We start from the raw sequence: 14202 nt of genomic DNA on the forward strand, positions 1-14202 counted from the left end.
CCAGCGGTCAGGTCGTCGTCAGTGGCTGGAAACTTCCAGCCGGCGATGCCGCCAGTTCCGACCAGTCGATTTCCTCTTCAAGCCGATGGTAGGCCTCGTCACCGATCGTACCGTTACGGCGCAATTCCTCCAGCGTGTCGCGCTGGCGGTTGATGGCATAAAGGCGTAGCCGATCGTATTCGGTCGCGGCCTGTGCGTCCTCCGGATTTTCCGCAATCAGGCGCTGAGCCTCATACTGCTCGCGCACAACGGCGGCCGCGGCCGATGTCTTGCGGCTCAACACGTCGAGTGCGGCCTGCATGATGGCAACGCGCGCCTGCGCCACTTCGTTGTCGACGGTTCTGTCCGGGTCGAAGTTGAGTATCCGCAGCAAAGGCTTCAGGCTCATGCCTTGCAGCACCAGGGTGCCCAGAACCACTGCGAAGGCGGCAAGCACAATCGGATCACGGCCGGGAAAATTGGCCGGCAGGGCAATCGCCACCACCAGCGTCACCAGCCCCCGCATGCCGCACCAACCAACGAGCACCGCGCCGCCAAACGTCGGCACATCTCGCCTTGTTTCTTCGCTGCGGAAGCGGGCAAACCATCGTATGATCGCAACATAACTCGCCACCCAGACGAGGCGCGCCACGATGACGACGGCCAGCACCGTTGCGGCGAAGAGAAATGCTTCGCCCTGTCCTTCGCCGGAGAGCCGGCCGACGATCGACCGCGCCTGCAGGCCCATCAGCACGAAAGCCAGAACATTGAGCACAAACACCGCCGACTCCCAGACAGAATAGGTGCTGACGCGGCGTCTCGCCGACATGCGGCGCGGCGCCCTGCGCGCGATGGTCATGGCGTAGACGACGATGGTGATGATGGCCGAAAGACCGAGCCTGTCAGCGAGGATCCAGACCCCGAAAGTTCCGGCGAATTGCACCACCGTGCTGCTCGCCGCATCCTCGATCCGGGTGAGCGTCATGAGCGAGAAGCGGCCAAGCAGATAACCCGCGACGAGGCTGCCTATCGTTGATAGCAAGATCGTCGGAATGGCGTTGCTCAGCATAATCGAGCCGAGCGCTGCCGAAACCGCCAGCCGGTAGATCAGCAGTGCCGTGGCATCGTTGAGCAGGCTCTCGCCCTGCAGGATTGCGGTGATGCGGTGCGGCACCTTGAATTGTCCGAGCACGGCAGATGCCGCCACCGCATCCGGTGGTGCGACGATGGCGCCGAGCGCGATCGCCGCGGCGATCGGCAGCCCGGCCATCTTCCAGCCGACGAAGGCAACGACCGCGGTGGTGAAGACGACAGCGCCAAGCGCCAGCAGAGCCAGCGATAGCCGGTAGCGCTTCAGGTCGCGCAATGAGGTGTCATAGGCGGCGTCGAGAAGCACCGGAGCGATGAACAGGGCAAGCGCCAGTTCCGGATCGATCTCGATCATTGGCGCACCCGGCACGAAGGCAATCCCGACCCCGGCCAAAGCCAGTAGGGACGGATAGGGAATCTCCAACCGTCGCGATAACGCCGTCAATGCAACGGCAGTCAAAAGCAGGACAAGGGTGAGTTCGAAAAGAGCCATGGGCTGTTACTTCAGTGAGACGGGACTGCCGGCGCAGATATACCAGCAGGATGCGGTCGATTGGCCATCAAACTCAAGCCCTCTGGCTGTAGGCCTCTAACCGCCTCCTGCCGTACAAGACCGATATGATCCTCATCGGCCAATATGACTCCCCCTTCGTTCGCCGCGTCGGCATCGCGCTGACGCTCTACGGGATATCCTACGAGCATCATCCCTGGTCGGCCTTCGGCGATGCCGACAAGATCCGGTCTTACAATCCATTGACGCGGGTGCCGACGCTGGTGCTCGACAATGGCGAAGTGCTGATCGAAAGCCATTTGATGCTCGACTATCTCGACAGCCTCGTCCCAGCCGACCGACGGATGTTTCCGACGACCGAACCGGCCCGCCATCAGGCGTTGAAGGTCTCGGCCCTGGCCACCGGGCTCGGCGACAAGGCGGTCAGCCTGTTCTACGAGATGCGATTGCACGAGAAGGTCTCCGACCTCTGGGCTGGGCGCTGCCGCACACAGATAGAGACTGTCCTTGCCGTGCTGGAAGCCGATCTCAAGGAAAGGTCGACGCTCTACTGGTTCGGCGACCGCATCGGTCACGCCGATATCGCAGTTGCCGCGGTGTTTCGCTTCATCGGCGAGGCGCATCCAGGGCTGGTTTCGCCGGCTGACTTCCCAGCGCTCGGCGCACATGCCGAGCGAATGGAAGCACTGCCTGTCTTTCAAACGGTCTCACAACCGTTCATCGCGCCCGCCTAGGCAAGCGCTGGCGCAGCCTAGTGCAGCACCAGCATATCGCTCGACGAGAACGAGATCTCGGCCTTCTCACCGACCGCAGGCGGCGGCGTTGCCGGGCTGTTGAAGGTGTCGAGCGAGACCGTGTTGCCACCGATACCGACACGAACCCGGATCACCGAGCCGAGGAAATGCACTTCGGAGATTTCTCCCGACAGGCTGGAGTCGCGACCGGGCTGGCGGCCGAGCGAAATCGCTTCCGGACGCAACGCCAGCGACAGCGTGTCGCCCGACTTGGAGCCATTGAGCTTGCCCTTGAGCGAAACCTGTTCGGAATTGACCCGCACCGTGCCTGCCGCAGCGTCGGTGACAGTGCCTTCGAGCACGTTCAGCGTGCCGACGAAATTGGCGACGAACTTGGTTGCCGGGCGGTTGTATATCTCGAACGGCGTGCCGACCTGCTCGGCCTTGCCGCCATACATGACGGCGATGCGGTCGGAGATCGACAGCGCCTCCTCCTGGTCGTGCGTGACAAAGATGGTGGTGATGCCGAGCTTCTTCTGGATCGAGCGGATTTCCTCGCGCAGCGACACGCGCACCTTGGCGTCGAGCGCCGACAGCGGTTCGTCGAGCAGCAGCAGCTTCGGCTTCGGCGCGATGGCGCGCGCCAGCGCGATGCGCTGCTGTTGACCACCAGAAAGCTGGTAGGGATACCGATCCGCCATCTGCGGCAGCTTGATGATGCCGAGCATCTCCGCGACACGGGCGTCGATATCGGCCCTGGGCATGCCGGCGACCTTCAAGCCGAAGCCGATATTCTGCGCCACGGTCAGATTTGGAAACAGCGCATAGGCCTGGAACACCATGCCGACATTGCGCTGGTTGGGCTTCAGCCTCGTAATGTCCTTGCCGCCGACGACGATGGTTCCTGCGCTCGGCTCCTCGAAGCCCGCCACCATGCGCAGCACGGTGGTCTTGCCGCAGCCGGACGGGCCGAGGAACGAGACGAATTCGCCGCGCTCGACGTCGAGATTGAAATCCTCGACCACCGTGGTGGCGCCGAAGGATTTTCGAACGTGCTGGATGGAGAGGAACGGATCGGCCATGGTGTTGTTCTTTCGATCAGTACTTTTCGATCAATTGGGGCGGTTCGCCGATCTCGGCGCGAAGCGGGACAGGATCTGGATCAGCGACATGCAGCCCCAGGTGATGGCGAAGGCGATGATGGCAAGCGCCGCCGGCTCATAGGCACGGTTGGCGCCGATATTCTGCAGATACGGGCCGAAGGCCGGCCGGTTGAGCAGGCTGGCCATGGTGAATTCTCCGATGACGATAGCGAAGGTGAGGAAGGCACCCGAGAGCACCGCGATCAGCACGTTGGGCAGGATGACACGGGTGATGATCGTCCCCCAACCAGCGCCAAGGATCTGTGCTGCTTCCGTCAAGGTACGCACGTCGATTGTGCGTAGCCCGGTGTCGACGGCGCGATACATATAGGGCAGCGCCAGTGTCGCATAGCCGATGACCAGCAAGGCATTGGTGCCTGTATCGGTCGCCAGGAACGGCAGCGGCGAATTCGACCCGTACATTCTGATGTAGCCGAAGACGATGACGATGGCAGGGATGACCAGCGGCAGCAGCGTAATAAACTCGACGATCGGCCTCAACTGTGGCAGCCGGAGCCGGATCCAGTAGGCAGCCGGCACCACGATCAGCACACCGAGAATGATGGTGAAGACGGCGGCAAGCACCGAATAGCCGAACGTCGCCTGGAAACGTGCATCGCCGAGCACGACCTTGTAGGCGTCGAAGGAGTACTCGCCACGCCGCATGCGCATGGAAAACTCCACGGTCGCAATCAGCGGAATGAAGAAATAGGCCGCGCCAAGCGCGAACACGACCCAAGCCCAGAACCTTCCCGACTTCATTTCAGCCACCTCTCGGAACGGGTCCGGAACCAGATGTAGAAGACATTGGCTAGGCCGGTGATGAAGATCATGCCGAAGGCTATGGCATAGCCGAGATGGGCATTGTGCAGCACGTCACCGCGGATCTGCGCATAGAGCAGGATCGGCACGATGTTGAGCGACGAACCGGTCAACGCATAGGCAGTGGCAATGGCGCCGAAGGCATTGGCGAACAAGAGGATGACGGTGCCGAGGAAGCTCGGCCAGATCACCGGGATGACCACCATGCGCCAGTATTGCGCCATGGTTGCACCAAGCGTTGCGGCGGCCTCGCCCCATTCCTTCTTCAGACCATCGATTGCCGGCACGATGATCACCACCATCAACGGAATCTGGAAGTAGACATAGGTCAGCGTCAGCCCCCAGAACGACAGGATGTTGAAGCCGTGTGCGTAGATGTTGAGGCCAAACAAGGTGTTCAGGATCACCGTGGCAAGGCCCAGCCTGCCGAGCGTGGCGATGAAGGCGAAGGCAAGCGGGACACCGGCAAAATTGGAAGCAACGCCGGAGAAGGTCAGCGTCGCCGAGCGTATCCACTCCGGCAGGCCACCGCGCACAATGGCGATGGCGATGGCGAGGCCCGCGAAGGCGCCGATCAGCGATGACGCGAGGCTGACCTTGATCGAAATCCAGTAGGCGGCAACGATCGACGGCTGCGCCAGTGCGGCGATATTTTCGAAGGTGAATTCACCCGCATCATTCTGGAATGCGCCCAGCATCAGATAGAGCGTGGGCAGGATCAGGAACATGATGGCGAAGATGAAGAAAGGCGCGACACCAAGCCATTGCGTCGGCAGCCGCATGCTGCGTGCCTCGGCGGGAGGCGCGGTCTTCCCGGTAACAGCGTGGTCGGACATTGAGAGATCGGTCATGCGCCGGCTACCGTCTTCGAGAGAAGGACCGGGCGGCCTCGAGGCCGCCCGGTATGGTGTGAGTTACTTGACGTTGGCGCCGACGACGGCATCCCAGTTCTTGGTGATGGCTTCCTTGGACTTACCCTGCTCGTCGAGTGTCGGGAACACGGCGGACGCATAGGCTTCGGCCGGCGGCAGCTTGGCCAGCACGTCGGCCGGGATCTTGCCGTTCTTGGCGAGATCGTTGAAGCGGATCGGGTGGCAATAGCCTTTCAGCCAGCCGATCTGGCCTTCGTCCGAGTAGAGGTATTCGAGCCAGAGCTTGGCTGCATTCGGATGCGGCGCGTAAGCGCTGATCGCCTGCACGTAGACACCGGCGACAACACCGGTCTTCGGCACGACGACGTCAACGGGCGGGTTGCCCTTCAGCGTGTCGCGGCCAGCAAGCGCATTGTAGTCCCAGGTGATCAGGATCGGGGTCTGGCCCTGGGCGAGCGTGGCTGCCTTGCCGATGACCGGCACGAAATTGCCGGCGGCATTGAGCTTCTTGAAGAAGTCGAGGCCAGCGGTGCCGGCAGCCTCACCAGCGGCGGCGCCCGTCGACAGGCCGGCGGCATAGACACCCTGGATGGCCTGGTTCGAAGCGCGCGGGTCACCGGCGAGTGCGACCGTGTTGGCGAATTCCGGCTTCAGAAGATCGGCCCAGTCGGCCGGAGCTTCCTTGACGATGTCCTTGTTAACCTGGAAGGACAACACGCCGTAATAGTCACCGGTCCAGTAGCCTTCCGCGTCCTTGGCGCTGTCGGGGATCGTGTCCCAGGTCGACACCTTGTAGGGCTGGATCAGGCCATCCTTCTTGGCGGTCGGGCCGAAGGACAGTCCGACGTCGATGACGTCAGGCGCCTGCGGGCCCTTGTTGTCCTTGTTGGCCTTGATCGCCTCGACCTCGTCGCCGGAGCCGGCATCGGGGTTGAGTTCGTTGACGGTGATTTCCGGATATTTCGCCTTGAAGCCGGCGATAACGTCGCCGTAGCCGCACCAGTCATGCGGCAATGCGATGGTCGTGAGCTGGCCTTCCGCCTTGGCGGCCTTGACGAGATCGTCCAGCGACGCCGCGGACGAAATCACCGACGACACCATCAGTGTCGCGGCCGAAAGGGAAAGCACTTTCCCCGTGAATTTGAACATGTGTTCTCTCCGTTGAACTGACGCCGTTGGACGCCTGCGATGCGGTATCGTTTTCATGTGACAGCCAGATGAAAGCTTTGTGAAACCGACTGCTCGCAGTGTGAAAAAGTAAACTCTTTTTAACCGGTTGTAGCAATCGCTTCGCGATTCTTTTTCCGGCTAACTAGTTTGTGCCTTGCCCGTCACCCCTCCCCTTGTTCCTGTAGCCCCTTTTCAGATCAATTCCCTGCGCGGAAAACGCCTCAGATCGTGCCGGCGATGGCGTTTTCGAGCAAGGTCAGCGCCGCCTTCTTGGTCAGCTTGACGGGGTTGCCGCCAGCGGTCGGATCGACCACCGCCATGTCGGCGATCAGCGCCTTGCGCTTCTTGTCCATGTCGAGCCCCTTGATCAGGCCCGGCAGCGCGTGCGGCACCTTCAATTCCTTGCGCAGCTTGATAATTGCCTTGGCGAACCCGTCGAAGCCGCCCTTGATGCCGCAATAAGCGGCGAGCCGGGCAATACGCTCCTCGATGGAGTCACGGTTGAAGGCAAGCACATAAGGCATGAACACCGCATTGGTCATGCCGTGATGGGTGTCGTAGAGCGCACCGACCGGATGCGACAGCGAATGGATGGCGCCGAGCCCCTTCTGGAAGGCGGTGGCGCCCATCGCGGCGGCGCTCATCATATGGGCGCGCGCGACGAGATCCTTGCCGTTGGCATAGGCCTTCGGCAGGTTCTCGAAGACCAGCCTCACGCCTTCGACAGCGATGCCGTCGGCCATCGGATGATAGCCCGGCGCGCAATAGGCTTCGAGACAGTGGGCGAGCGCATCCATGCCGGTGCCGGCGGTGATGAAACCGGGCATGCCGACCGACAGTTCCGGATCGGCGATGACGATGGCCGGCAACAATTTGGGATGGAAGATGACCTTCTTGGTGTGCGTCGCCTCATTGGTGATGACGCCGGCGCGGCCAACCTCCGATCCGGTTCCGGCGGTGGTCGGCACGGCGATGATCGGCGCGATGGCATCCGAATTGGCGCGCGTCCACCAGTCGTCGACATCCTCGAAGTCCCACACCGGCCGCGTCTGCCCGGCCTGGAAGGCGATCAGCTTGCCGAGATCGAGCGCCGAGCCGCCGCCGAAGGCGATGACGCCGTCATGCTTGCCCTTCTTGAACACGGCGATGCCGGCGGTCAGGTTGGACTCGACCGGGTTCGGCCTGACCTCGGAGAAGACGCCGTAGGGGACCTTGGCATCGTCGAGGATCTTCAGTGTCGAGGCGACGACCGGCAGTTTCGCCAAGCCCGGATCGGTGACGAACAGCGGCCGCTTGATACCGGTGGCCGCCAACACCTCAGGCAATTCCTTGATGCGCCCGGCGCCGAAGCGGACGGTGGTGGGGTAGTTCCATTTGGAGATCAGCTTGGACATTTGTGTCTTTCAATAAAATCAGATGGCTTCGCGCAGATGGAATGATTTCGGCCTGGTCAGATTGTCATAGCCGATGGCCGACAAGCCCGCACCCTTGCCGGTGTCCTTGACGCCGGTCCAGACCAGGGCCGGATCGAGATAGTCGCAGCGGTTCATGAACACCGTGCCGGTCTCGACGCGGTTGCCGATCGCCACGGCATGCTCGGTATCGCGCGTCCAGATCGAAGCGGTCAGTCCGTAGGGGCTGTCATTCATCAGCGCGATTGCCTCTTCGTCGTTGCGCACCTTCATGATGCCGACGATCGGGCCAAAGCTTTCCTCGCGCATGACGCTCATCTGATGATCGACATCCGTCAGCACTTCCGGTGCCAGATAGGGCGAACCGGCCTTGTCGTTAGCCACCTTCATGTTGATGTGCGCCTTGGCACCCTTGCGCAGTGCCTCGGCCTTCTGTTCGCGGATCAGGTCGGCGAAACGAGCCTGCGCCATCGGTCCCATCGTCGTCGCCTGATCGAGCGGATTGCCGACGACATAGTTTTTCGTCTCGGCGATGAAGCCCTCGACGAATTCGTCATAGACCTTTTCGTGCACATAGACGCGTTCGATGCCGCAGCAGCACTGGCCGGAATTGTAGAAGGCGCCGTCGACCAGATTGGCGACGGCATGGTCCATCTTGGCGTCAGGCAGCACATATGCCGGATCCTTGCCGCCAAGCTCGAGCCCGAGCGTCATGAAGGTGCCGGCCGCCGCCTTTTCGATTGCGCGGCCGCCGCGGACCGAGCCGGTAAAATTGACATGGTCAATCTTGCCCGAGCCGAGCAGCCTTTCGGTCTGCGCATGGTTGAGCACGACATTCTGGAACACGCCCTTGGGCAGGCCGACCTTGTCGAAAGCCTGCTGGAAGCGCTCGCCGACCAGCAGCGTCTGCGCCGCATGCTTGAGGATGACAGTGTTGCCGGCCATCAGCGCCGGCACGATGGTGTTGACGGCGGTGAGGTAAGGATAATTCCACGGTGCGATCACCATGACCACGCCAAGCGGATCCTTCTTCACATAGCGGCGGAAGCCGTCCTTCGGGTTGGAGGCCGGCACCGACTTGAGCGCCTGCTCGGCGATCTCGACCATGTAGTTGGTGCGTTCCTTGACCCCGCCGAACTCGCCGCCATAGCGCACCGGACGCCCCATCTGCCAGGCGATCTCCGGCACGATCTCGTCGGTCATCGCCACCAGCGCTTCCAGCATGGCGAGCATGTACTTGCCGCGCTCGACGATCGATGTCTCAGCCCATTTTGCTTGCGCCGCCTTGGCGCGTTCCACCGCGGCATTGATCGCCTGATCTGTCGCGATCGGCCGCTCGGCGTAGATCGAGCCATCGACGGGGGTAATGAGTTTGACCGTCTCGGTCATTTTGTAAGTCCTCGTATTCTACAACAAAAATCGTATGGCCTGGCGCTGCCCCTCATCCACCTGCCGACACCCTCTCCCCATTCTTCACGGGGGAAAGGGCAAGGGTGAGGGAGCGGCGCCGACGAACGGTCGATACCTAGTACCGCTCGAACCCTCTATGCAGTTCCCAATCCGTGATGCGGCGGTCGTATTCGAACTGCTCCCATTTTGCGGTGTGGACATAGTGTTCGAGCACATCCTCGCCGAGCGCCTGCTTGAGCATCTTCGACTTCGCCAGCGTCTCGGTGGCATCGCGCAGCGTCTTCGGGATCTCCGGCAGGCGCGACGCCTGATAGGCATCGCCGACAAACGGCTTCTGCAATTCCAACTTCTCGTCGATGCCGGCAAGGCCGGCGGCGATCAGCGCTGCGAAAGCAAGATACGGGTTCAAGTCGGCGCCGCCGATGCGGCATTCCATGCGGATGCCCTTGGTGCCCTCGCCACACAGGCGGAAGCCGGCGGTGCGGTTGTCCTCGCTCCACATGATCTTGGTCGGCGCGAAGGTGCCGGCCTGGAAGCGCTTGTAGGAGTTGATGTAGGGCGCCAGGAACCAGGTGAATTCCTTGGCGTATTTGAGCTGGCCGGCGGCCCATTGCTGGCCAAGCGCCGACAGCGTCCAGTCGGCTCTTTTGTCAAAGAAAAGCGGCGTCTTACCGTCGGCGCTCCACAGCGAATTGTGGATGTGGCTGGAATTGCCGGCGAGCCCGTAATTGTACTTGGACATGAAGGAAATCGCCTTGCCCTCGGACTCGGCGATTTCCTTGGCGCCGTTCTTCAAGATGACGTGGCGGTCGGCCATGTCGAGCGCCTCGGCATAGCGCACATTGATCTCTTCCTGGCCCGGACCCCACTCGCCCTTGGAGTTCTCGATCGGAATGCCGGCCGCTTCCATCTCGTTGCGAAGCCGGCGCATGACGCCTTCTTCCTTGGTGGTAATGCCGATCTGGTAGTCGCCGATGTAAGGCGATGCGGTGTCGAGACCCTGCCAGTGCTTCTTGCGCGCGGAATCATAGGTCTCGTTGAACAGATAGAATTCAAGCTCGGAAGCGAAATAGCCGATATAGCCGCGCTCCGTCAGCCGCTTGACCTGCTTCTTGAGGATGGCGCGCGGTGAGTGCGGCAGGTCGTCATGGGTGTGGTGGTCGAGCACGTCGCAGATCACGAGTGCGGTCTTTTCCAGCCAGGGAATGCGCCGCAGGGTGGCGAGATCCGGCTTCATGACGAAATCGCCATAGCCCTTCGACCAGCTCGCCGCCTTGTAGCCGGGCACCGGCTCCATATCGATGTCGGCGGCCAGCAGATAGTTGCAGCCATGTGTTTCGTCATGCGCGGAATCGACGAAGTACTGCGCCAGGAACCGTTTTCCCGCCAGCCGGCCCTGCATGTCGACGATGCAGGCCAGCACGGTGTCGATCTCGCCGCTGGAGACCGCTTTCTTCAACTGATCGAACGAGAAATTTCCGGCCATTCCTTTGGCACTCCAGCGCTTGTCGTTTCGGGCTTGTCACATTGAACGGGAACAAAAAACCGTGGCGAGCGAACCCGCCACGGCTTTGATTTTTTGCCTATGCAGCTTCGCCGACAGCCTTTTCAGCCGCAGCGATGATCGCCTTGCGTTTGGCAATTGCCGCCTCGCCGATGGGCGGGCCCTGAAAGCGGCGGTTTTCAATGGCGAACCAAAGAATTGCCAGGATGATCGCAAAGCCAACCGAATAGTACCAAAGACCCGGCACAAAGTCGGTGGCAGCGACAGGCGGATTGGCGGCAGCGTCGCCCGGCGTGCTGGGAATGGACACGACGAAGGCATGGCCGCCAATCGTTACCAGTACCGTGCCGATCATGACTATGACCGCGAAGACTTTCGACAGGCCGCCAAGGCGGAAACTGCCAAAGGTTGTCCAGGTTTTTCCTTCGGCGAAGAAACCTGCGATGATCGGCATGGCGTAGGAAATGTAGAGATACATGGCGCAGCCGGTGGAGAGGGCGGCGAAGGCGTTGAGCGGCGTTGTCACCGCAGTCAGCACGACTGCCATAATGGCTGAGAACCAGATGGCAGCCACCGGAGTGCGGTATTTGGGGCTGACCGAGCTCAGCAGGCCTGAGAATGGCAAGCCGCCATCGCGCGCAAAAGCATAGATCATTCGCGACGTGGACGTCACGGCCGCCAATGCACAAAGGAAGTTGGAGATGATCACGCCGATCAGCATCAACTTGCCGATGAACGACGTCATGATGGCTGCGATGAAGAGATTGTTGAAGGAACTCCAGCCCGAGGCGGCGGCGGCATTCAGATCCGGGATTGCCATGATCATGACAACGATCAGCACGAAACCGAATACGCCGGACCAGAAGACCGAATGCAACATGCCTTTGTGCACGGTGTCACGGGCATTGACCGTTTCTTCCGCTGTGTGCGCGGAAGCGTCAAAGCCGGTGATGGTGAACAGCGGATAGAGAAGGCCGATGATGATCGCCATCAACGGACCCGTTTGCGGCGAAACGCCGCCTCCGGGCGCGCCCGTGTTGTTCACAAAGGTAAATGCCTTGCTGATATCGAAGCTCGGCGCCGCCATCAGAAACATGACGATGAGGATCACAGTGACGGCGAGGATCAGGTAACCGGAAAAATCCGTCAATATGGTCGTCAGCCTGATGCCGAAATGGTTAAGCAAGGCTTGCGCCGCGGTGATAACAGCGACCGAAACAATTTGCGTGCCCATCCCCCAGCCGGAAACGTCCCAGCCGAGCACCGAACCGAAGAACAAATCCCGTGTGATTAGATAGAGAAACACGTTCACCGCCGGGATGACGAAAAGCAGCCCGAGCAGATTGACATAGGCCGTTGCCCAACCCCAGAATCGGCCGCCGAGGATTGACGACCAATGATACAGGCTGCCTGCCGTCGGGTAGGCGGATGCAATCTGGCCAAGACTGGCGGCAACGATAAGTGCATACACGCTGCCAATGATCCAGCCAATGGTCAATGAGAATGGGCCGCCCGTCGAAAGCGCGATCGGAAATGATCCGAATCCGCCGGACAAAATACAGATGATCGAGAACGAGATGGCAAAGCTCTGGAACGCCCCCATGCGCCGGGATAGTTCCTGGGCGTAGCCCATGCTGTGAAGTATCTTTACGTCCTCCGACTTGTCGACGTCTATTTGACCTGGTGCTGCCATTTGAAGTCCCCTGTTGTTTTTAGCTGGCCGATTGTGCTGACTTTCCGACTGCGCTTGGTCGAGAGCCTTTGGCCTCCTCTGGCTCCAGATCCGAAAAAATGCCCGTGAGCATATCCGCCCATTTCCGCTGCCCGGTCTCGCCGGCGATTTCGTCGTTGCGGATTTCGATCATAGCGCAGGGCAACCCGCGCGAACGTGCGTGGCGTTCCAACGTGAAATAGACGCGGTCGGCCGGCGAATAGGGCTCGTTGACGCCAACGGTGACGCCGGCAAGCCGCTTCAGCGCTGATATCAGCGGCGCCGCCAGCCGGCGATCCTCGTCATGGATGATGCCGATATGCCAGGGCCGGTTCTTCCCCTTGAAGACCGGGGTGAAGGAGTGAATCGAGACCAGTCGTGTCTCCAGCCCCGCCGCCAACCGATCCTCGATGGTCTTCTCGATCGTGTCATGGAACGGGCGCCATGCAAGCGCGATACGCGCCTCCCGCTCGTCGACAGAGAGTCCCTGGTTCGCCGGGACAACGGTTCTCTCACTGACGCTGACACTCAATATGAGGTCAGGCGCATCGAGCGGACGGTTGCAGTCGATCACCAGCCGCGAAACGCAGGTCTCGACCAGCGTCGCGTCGAGCGCCTGCGCCATGCGGCGGGCAACCGGCAGCGCGCCTGGATCCCAGGCGATGTGACGGGACAGGTCCTCGGCGGCAAGGCCGAGCGTACCGAATTCGGCGGGCAGGAAGTTCGAGGCGTGATCGCAGGTCAGCATGAAAGGGCTTGACCCGCCGGGGTTCGTCACCCTCACGGTATCAGACGATGCAAGGCTGGCGGGCCGTGCTTTCTCCATAGTCTGCCGTCCCCGGGGAGCGCTGTATCTTATGTTACGTATTTTGCCTCATTGCGTCCCTGTGGATGATTTCATACAGTTTGTCCGGCTTTGTCAAATGCGATTTCGGAAAAGACCATCGACCGAGCCAGGGGTGGGGAAAAGATGATTTCCAACATTGCCGAACTGATCGCCGACCGCATCGGCACGATGCCGGCCAGCGAACGGCGCGCGGCCCAGACGCTGATCGCTTCCTATCCAATGATCGGCCTGAAGACGGTGGCCGAATTCTCGGCCGCGTCCGGCGTTTCCTCGCCGACGATCCTGCGTTTCGTTGCCCGGCTGGGCTTCCAGAACTATCCGGAATTCCAGTCGAGCCTGCAGGACGAACTGGCGGCGCAACTGCAATCGCCGGCGACAAGGACGCTCAATCCGCCCTCGCCCGGCGGCGGCACGGTGTCGCCGATGCTGGAAGCAACGCTCGACAATATGCGCGAGACGTTCAGGCACCTGTCCGATAAGCAGCTTGCCGACATCGCCGCCCGGCTCGCCGACCGGCGCGGCAAGACCTTCCTGATCGGCGGCCGCTTCACCGATCCGCTGGCGCGTTACATGGCCGCCCACCTCGCCATCATTCAGCCTGATGTCTTTCACCTCGCCGGCCAGGAAAGCATGTGGCGCGACCGGCTGATCGACATGGGCAAACGCGATGTGCTGGTGATCTTCGACATCAGGCGCTACCAGGACAGCCTCGTCCGCTTCGCCGAGAAGGCGCATCAGCGCGGCGTTCAGATCGTGCTGTTCACCGACCAGTGGCTGTCGCCAATCGCGCGTTTCGCTCGCCATGTCATCGCCGGACGAACCGCGGTGCCGTCGGCATGGGACTCTTCGGCCGCCCTGTTCGTCGTTGCGGAAACGCTGATCGGCGCCGTTACTCGCCAGCTGGAAGCAGAGGGCGCCAAACGCATCCGCGAGATGGAAAGTCTGCGTTAGGCTTCAAACGTTACGTATATTTAATGTGCGCAGTTACTGGAGAGTTGT

Annotated in this window: 12 protein-coding genes; 2 read left to right on the forward strand and 10 right to left on the reverse strand. The window is 61.3% G+C overall.

Annotation, left to right across the window (positions count from 1 at the left end):
* Positions 1-7 precede the first annotated feature (7 nt).
* On the reverse strand, positions 8-1561 hold the full coding sequence (locus tag EJ076_RS30650) for a sodium:proton antiporter (protein WP_126070377.1): 1554 nt from the start codon (positions 1559-1561) through the stop codon (positions 8-10).
* 125 nt (positions 1562-1686) lie between these two features.
* Here EJ076_RS30650 and EJ076_RS30655 point away from each other — a divergent pair, with 125 nt between their 5' ends.
* Positions 1687-2313 carry a glutathione S-transferase family protein gene (locus tag EJ076_RS30655; protein ID WP_126070378.1) on the forward strand — a complete coding sequence of 209 codons (627 nt, stop codon included), beginning with the start codon at positions 1687-1689 and terminating at the stop codon, positions 2311-2313.
* Between the two features lie 17 nt (positions 2314-2330).
* On the opposite strand, the gene EJ076_RS30660 is transcribed toward EJ076_RS30655, so the two are convergent.
* The 9 genes from EJ076_RS30660 to EJ076_RS30700 all read right to left on the reverse strand — a co-directional run bounded on the left by EJ076_RS30660 (position 2331) and on the right by EJ076_RS30700 (position 13182).
* The gene (locus EJ076_RS30660) at positions 2331-3395 is read right to left on the reverse strand and encodes an ABC transporter ATP-binding protein (RefSeq protein ID WP_023810097.1); all 1065 of its coding nucleotides are present in this window, start codon (positions 3393-3395) and stop codon (positions 2331-2333) included.
* A 30-nt stretch (positions 3396-3425) separates the two neighbouring features.
* A complete protein-coding gene (locus EJ076_RS30665) occupies positions 3426-4217 on the reverse strand; it encodes an ABC transporter permease (protein WP_126070379.1) in 792 nt (263 codons plus the stop codon).
* Positions 4214-5113 (reverse strand): ABC transporter permease subunit, encoded by a 900-nt coding sequence (locus EJ076_RS30670; protein ID WP_181956539.1) that lies wholly within the window; start codon positions 5111-5113, stop codon positions 4214-4216. The genes EJ076_RS30665 and EJ076_RS30670 overlap by 4 nt, the downstream gene beginning before the upstream one ends.
* 78 nt (positions 5114-5191) lie before the next feature.
* On the reverse strand, positions 5192-6298 hold the full coding sequence (locus tag EJ076_RS30675; RefSeq protein ID WP_126070381.1) for an ABC transporter substrate-binding protein: 1107 nt from the start codon (positions 6296-6298) through the stop codon (positions 5192-5194).
* A gap of 242 nt (positions 6299-6540) precedes the next feature.
* A complete protein-coding gene (locus tag EJ076_RS30680) occupies positions 6541-7713 on the reverse strand; it encodes an iron-containing alcohol dehydrogenase (protein ID WP_056595147.1) in 1173 nt (390 codons plus the stop codon).
* A gap of 18 nt (positions 7714-7731) precedes the next feature.
* Positions 7732-9120 (reverse strand): aldehyde dehydrogenase family protein, encoded by a 1389-nt coding sequence (locus EJ076_RS30685; protein ID WP_126070382.1) that lies wholly within the window; start codon positions 9118-9120, stop codon positions 7732-7734.
* A gap of 136 nt (positions 9121-9256) precedes the next feature.
* Positions 9257-10627 carry a glutamine synthetase family protein gene (locus tag EJ076_RS30690; RefSeq protein ID WP_126070383.1) on the reverse strand — a complete coding sequence of 457 codons (1371 nt, stop codon included), beginning with the start codon at positions 10625-10627 and terminating at the stop codon, positions 9257-9259.
* A gap of 97 nt (positions 10628-10724) precedes the next feature.
* The gene (locus EJ076_RS30695) at positions 10725-12338 is read right to left on the reverse strand and encodes an amino acid permease (RefSeq protein ID WP_126070384.1); all 1614 of its coding nucleotides are present in this window, start codon (positions 12336-12338) and stop codon (positions 10725-10727) included.
* A gap of 19 nt (positions 12339-12357) precedes the next feature.
* Positions 12358-13182, reverse strand: a complete 825-nt coding sequence (locus tag EJ076_RS30700; protein ID WP_126070385.1) for an N-formylglutamate amidohydrolase — start codon at positions 13180-13182, stop codon at positions 12358-12360.
* Between the two features lie 144 nt (positions 13183-13326).
* Between EJ076_RS30700 and EJ076_RS30705 the strand changes: the two genes are divergently transcribed.
* Complete coding sequence (locus EJ076_RS30705; protein ID WP_109661214.1) at positions 13327-14154, forward strand: MurR/RpiR family transcriptional regulator; 828 nt, start codon at positions 13327-13329, stop codon at positions 14152-14154.
* Positions 14155-14202 lie beyond the last annotated feature (48 nt).

This window comes from Mesorhizobium sp. M7D.F.Ca.US.005.01.1.1 (assembly GCF_003952545.1).
Lineage (GTDB): Bacteria > Pseudomonadota > Alphaproteobacteria > Rhizobiales > Rhizobiaceae > Mesorhizobium > Mesorhizobium loti.

What these genes read in the sequence shown, in the direction of transcription:
- EJ076_RS30650 (WP_126070377.1), bottom strand. Translation starts at nt 1,561, where the DNA reads ATGGCTCTTTTCGAACTCACCCTTGTCCTGCTTTTGACTGCCGTTGCA.
- EJ076_RS30655 (WP_126070378.1), top strand. Translation starts at nt 1,687, where the DNA reads ATGATCCTCATCGGCCAATATGACTCCCCCTTCGTTCGCCGCGTCGGC.
- EJ076_RS30660 (WP_023810097.1), bottom strand. Translation starts at nt 3,395, where the DNA reads ATGGCCGATCCGTTCCTCTCCATCCAGCACGTTCGAAAATCCTTCGGC.
- EJ076_RS30665 (WP_126070379.1), bottom strand. Translation starts at nt 4,217, where the DNA reads ATGAAGTCGGGAAGGTTCTGGGCTTGGGTCGTGTTCGCGCTTGGCGCG.
- EJ076_RS30670 (WP_181956539.1), bottom strand. Translation starts at nt 5,113, where the DNA reads ATGTCCGACCACGCTGTTACCGGGAAGACCGCGCCTCCCGCCGAGGCA.
- EJ076_RS30675 (WP_126070381.1), bottom strand. Translation starts at nt 6,298, where the DNA reads ATGTTCAAATTCACGGGGAAAGTGCTTTCCCTTTCGGCCGCGACACTG.
- EJ076_RS30680 (WP_056595147.1), bottom strand. Translation starts at nt 7,713, where the DNA reads ATGTCCAAGCTGATCTCCAAATGGAACTACCCCACCACCGTCCGCTTC.
- EJ076_RS30685 (WP_126070382.1), bottom strand. Translation starts at nt 9,120, where the DNA reads ATGACCGAGACGGTCAAACTCATTACCCCCGTCGATGGCTCGATCTAC.
- EJ076_RS30690 (WP_126070383.1), bottom strand. Translation starts at nt 10,627, where the DNA reads ATGGCCGGAAATTTCTCGTTCGATCAGTTGAAGAAAGCGGTCTCCAGC.
- EJ076_RS30695 (WP_126070384.1), bottom strand. Translation starts at nt 12,338, where the DNA reads ATGGCAGCACCAGGTCAAATAGACGTCGACAAGTCGGAGGACGTAAAG.
- EJ076_RS30700 (WP_126070385.1), bottom strand. Translation starts at nt 13,182, where the DNA reads ATGGAGAAAGCACGGCCCGCCAGCCTTGCATCGTCTGATACCGTGAGG.
- EJ076_RS30705 (WP_109661214.1), top strand. Translation starts at nt 13,327, where the DNA reads ATGATTTCCAACATTGCCGAACTGATCGCCGACCGCATCGGCACGATG.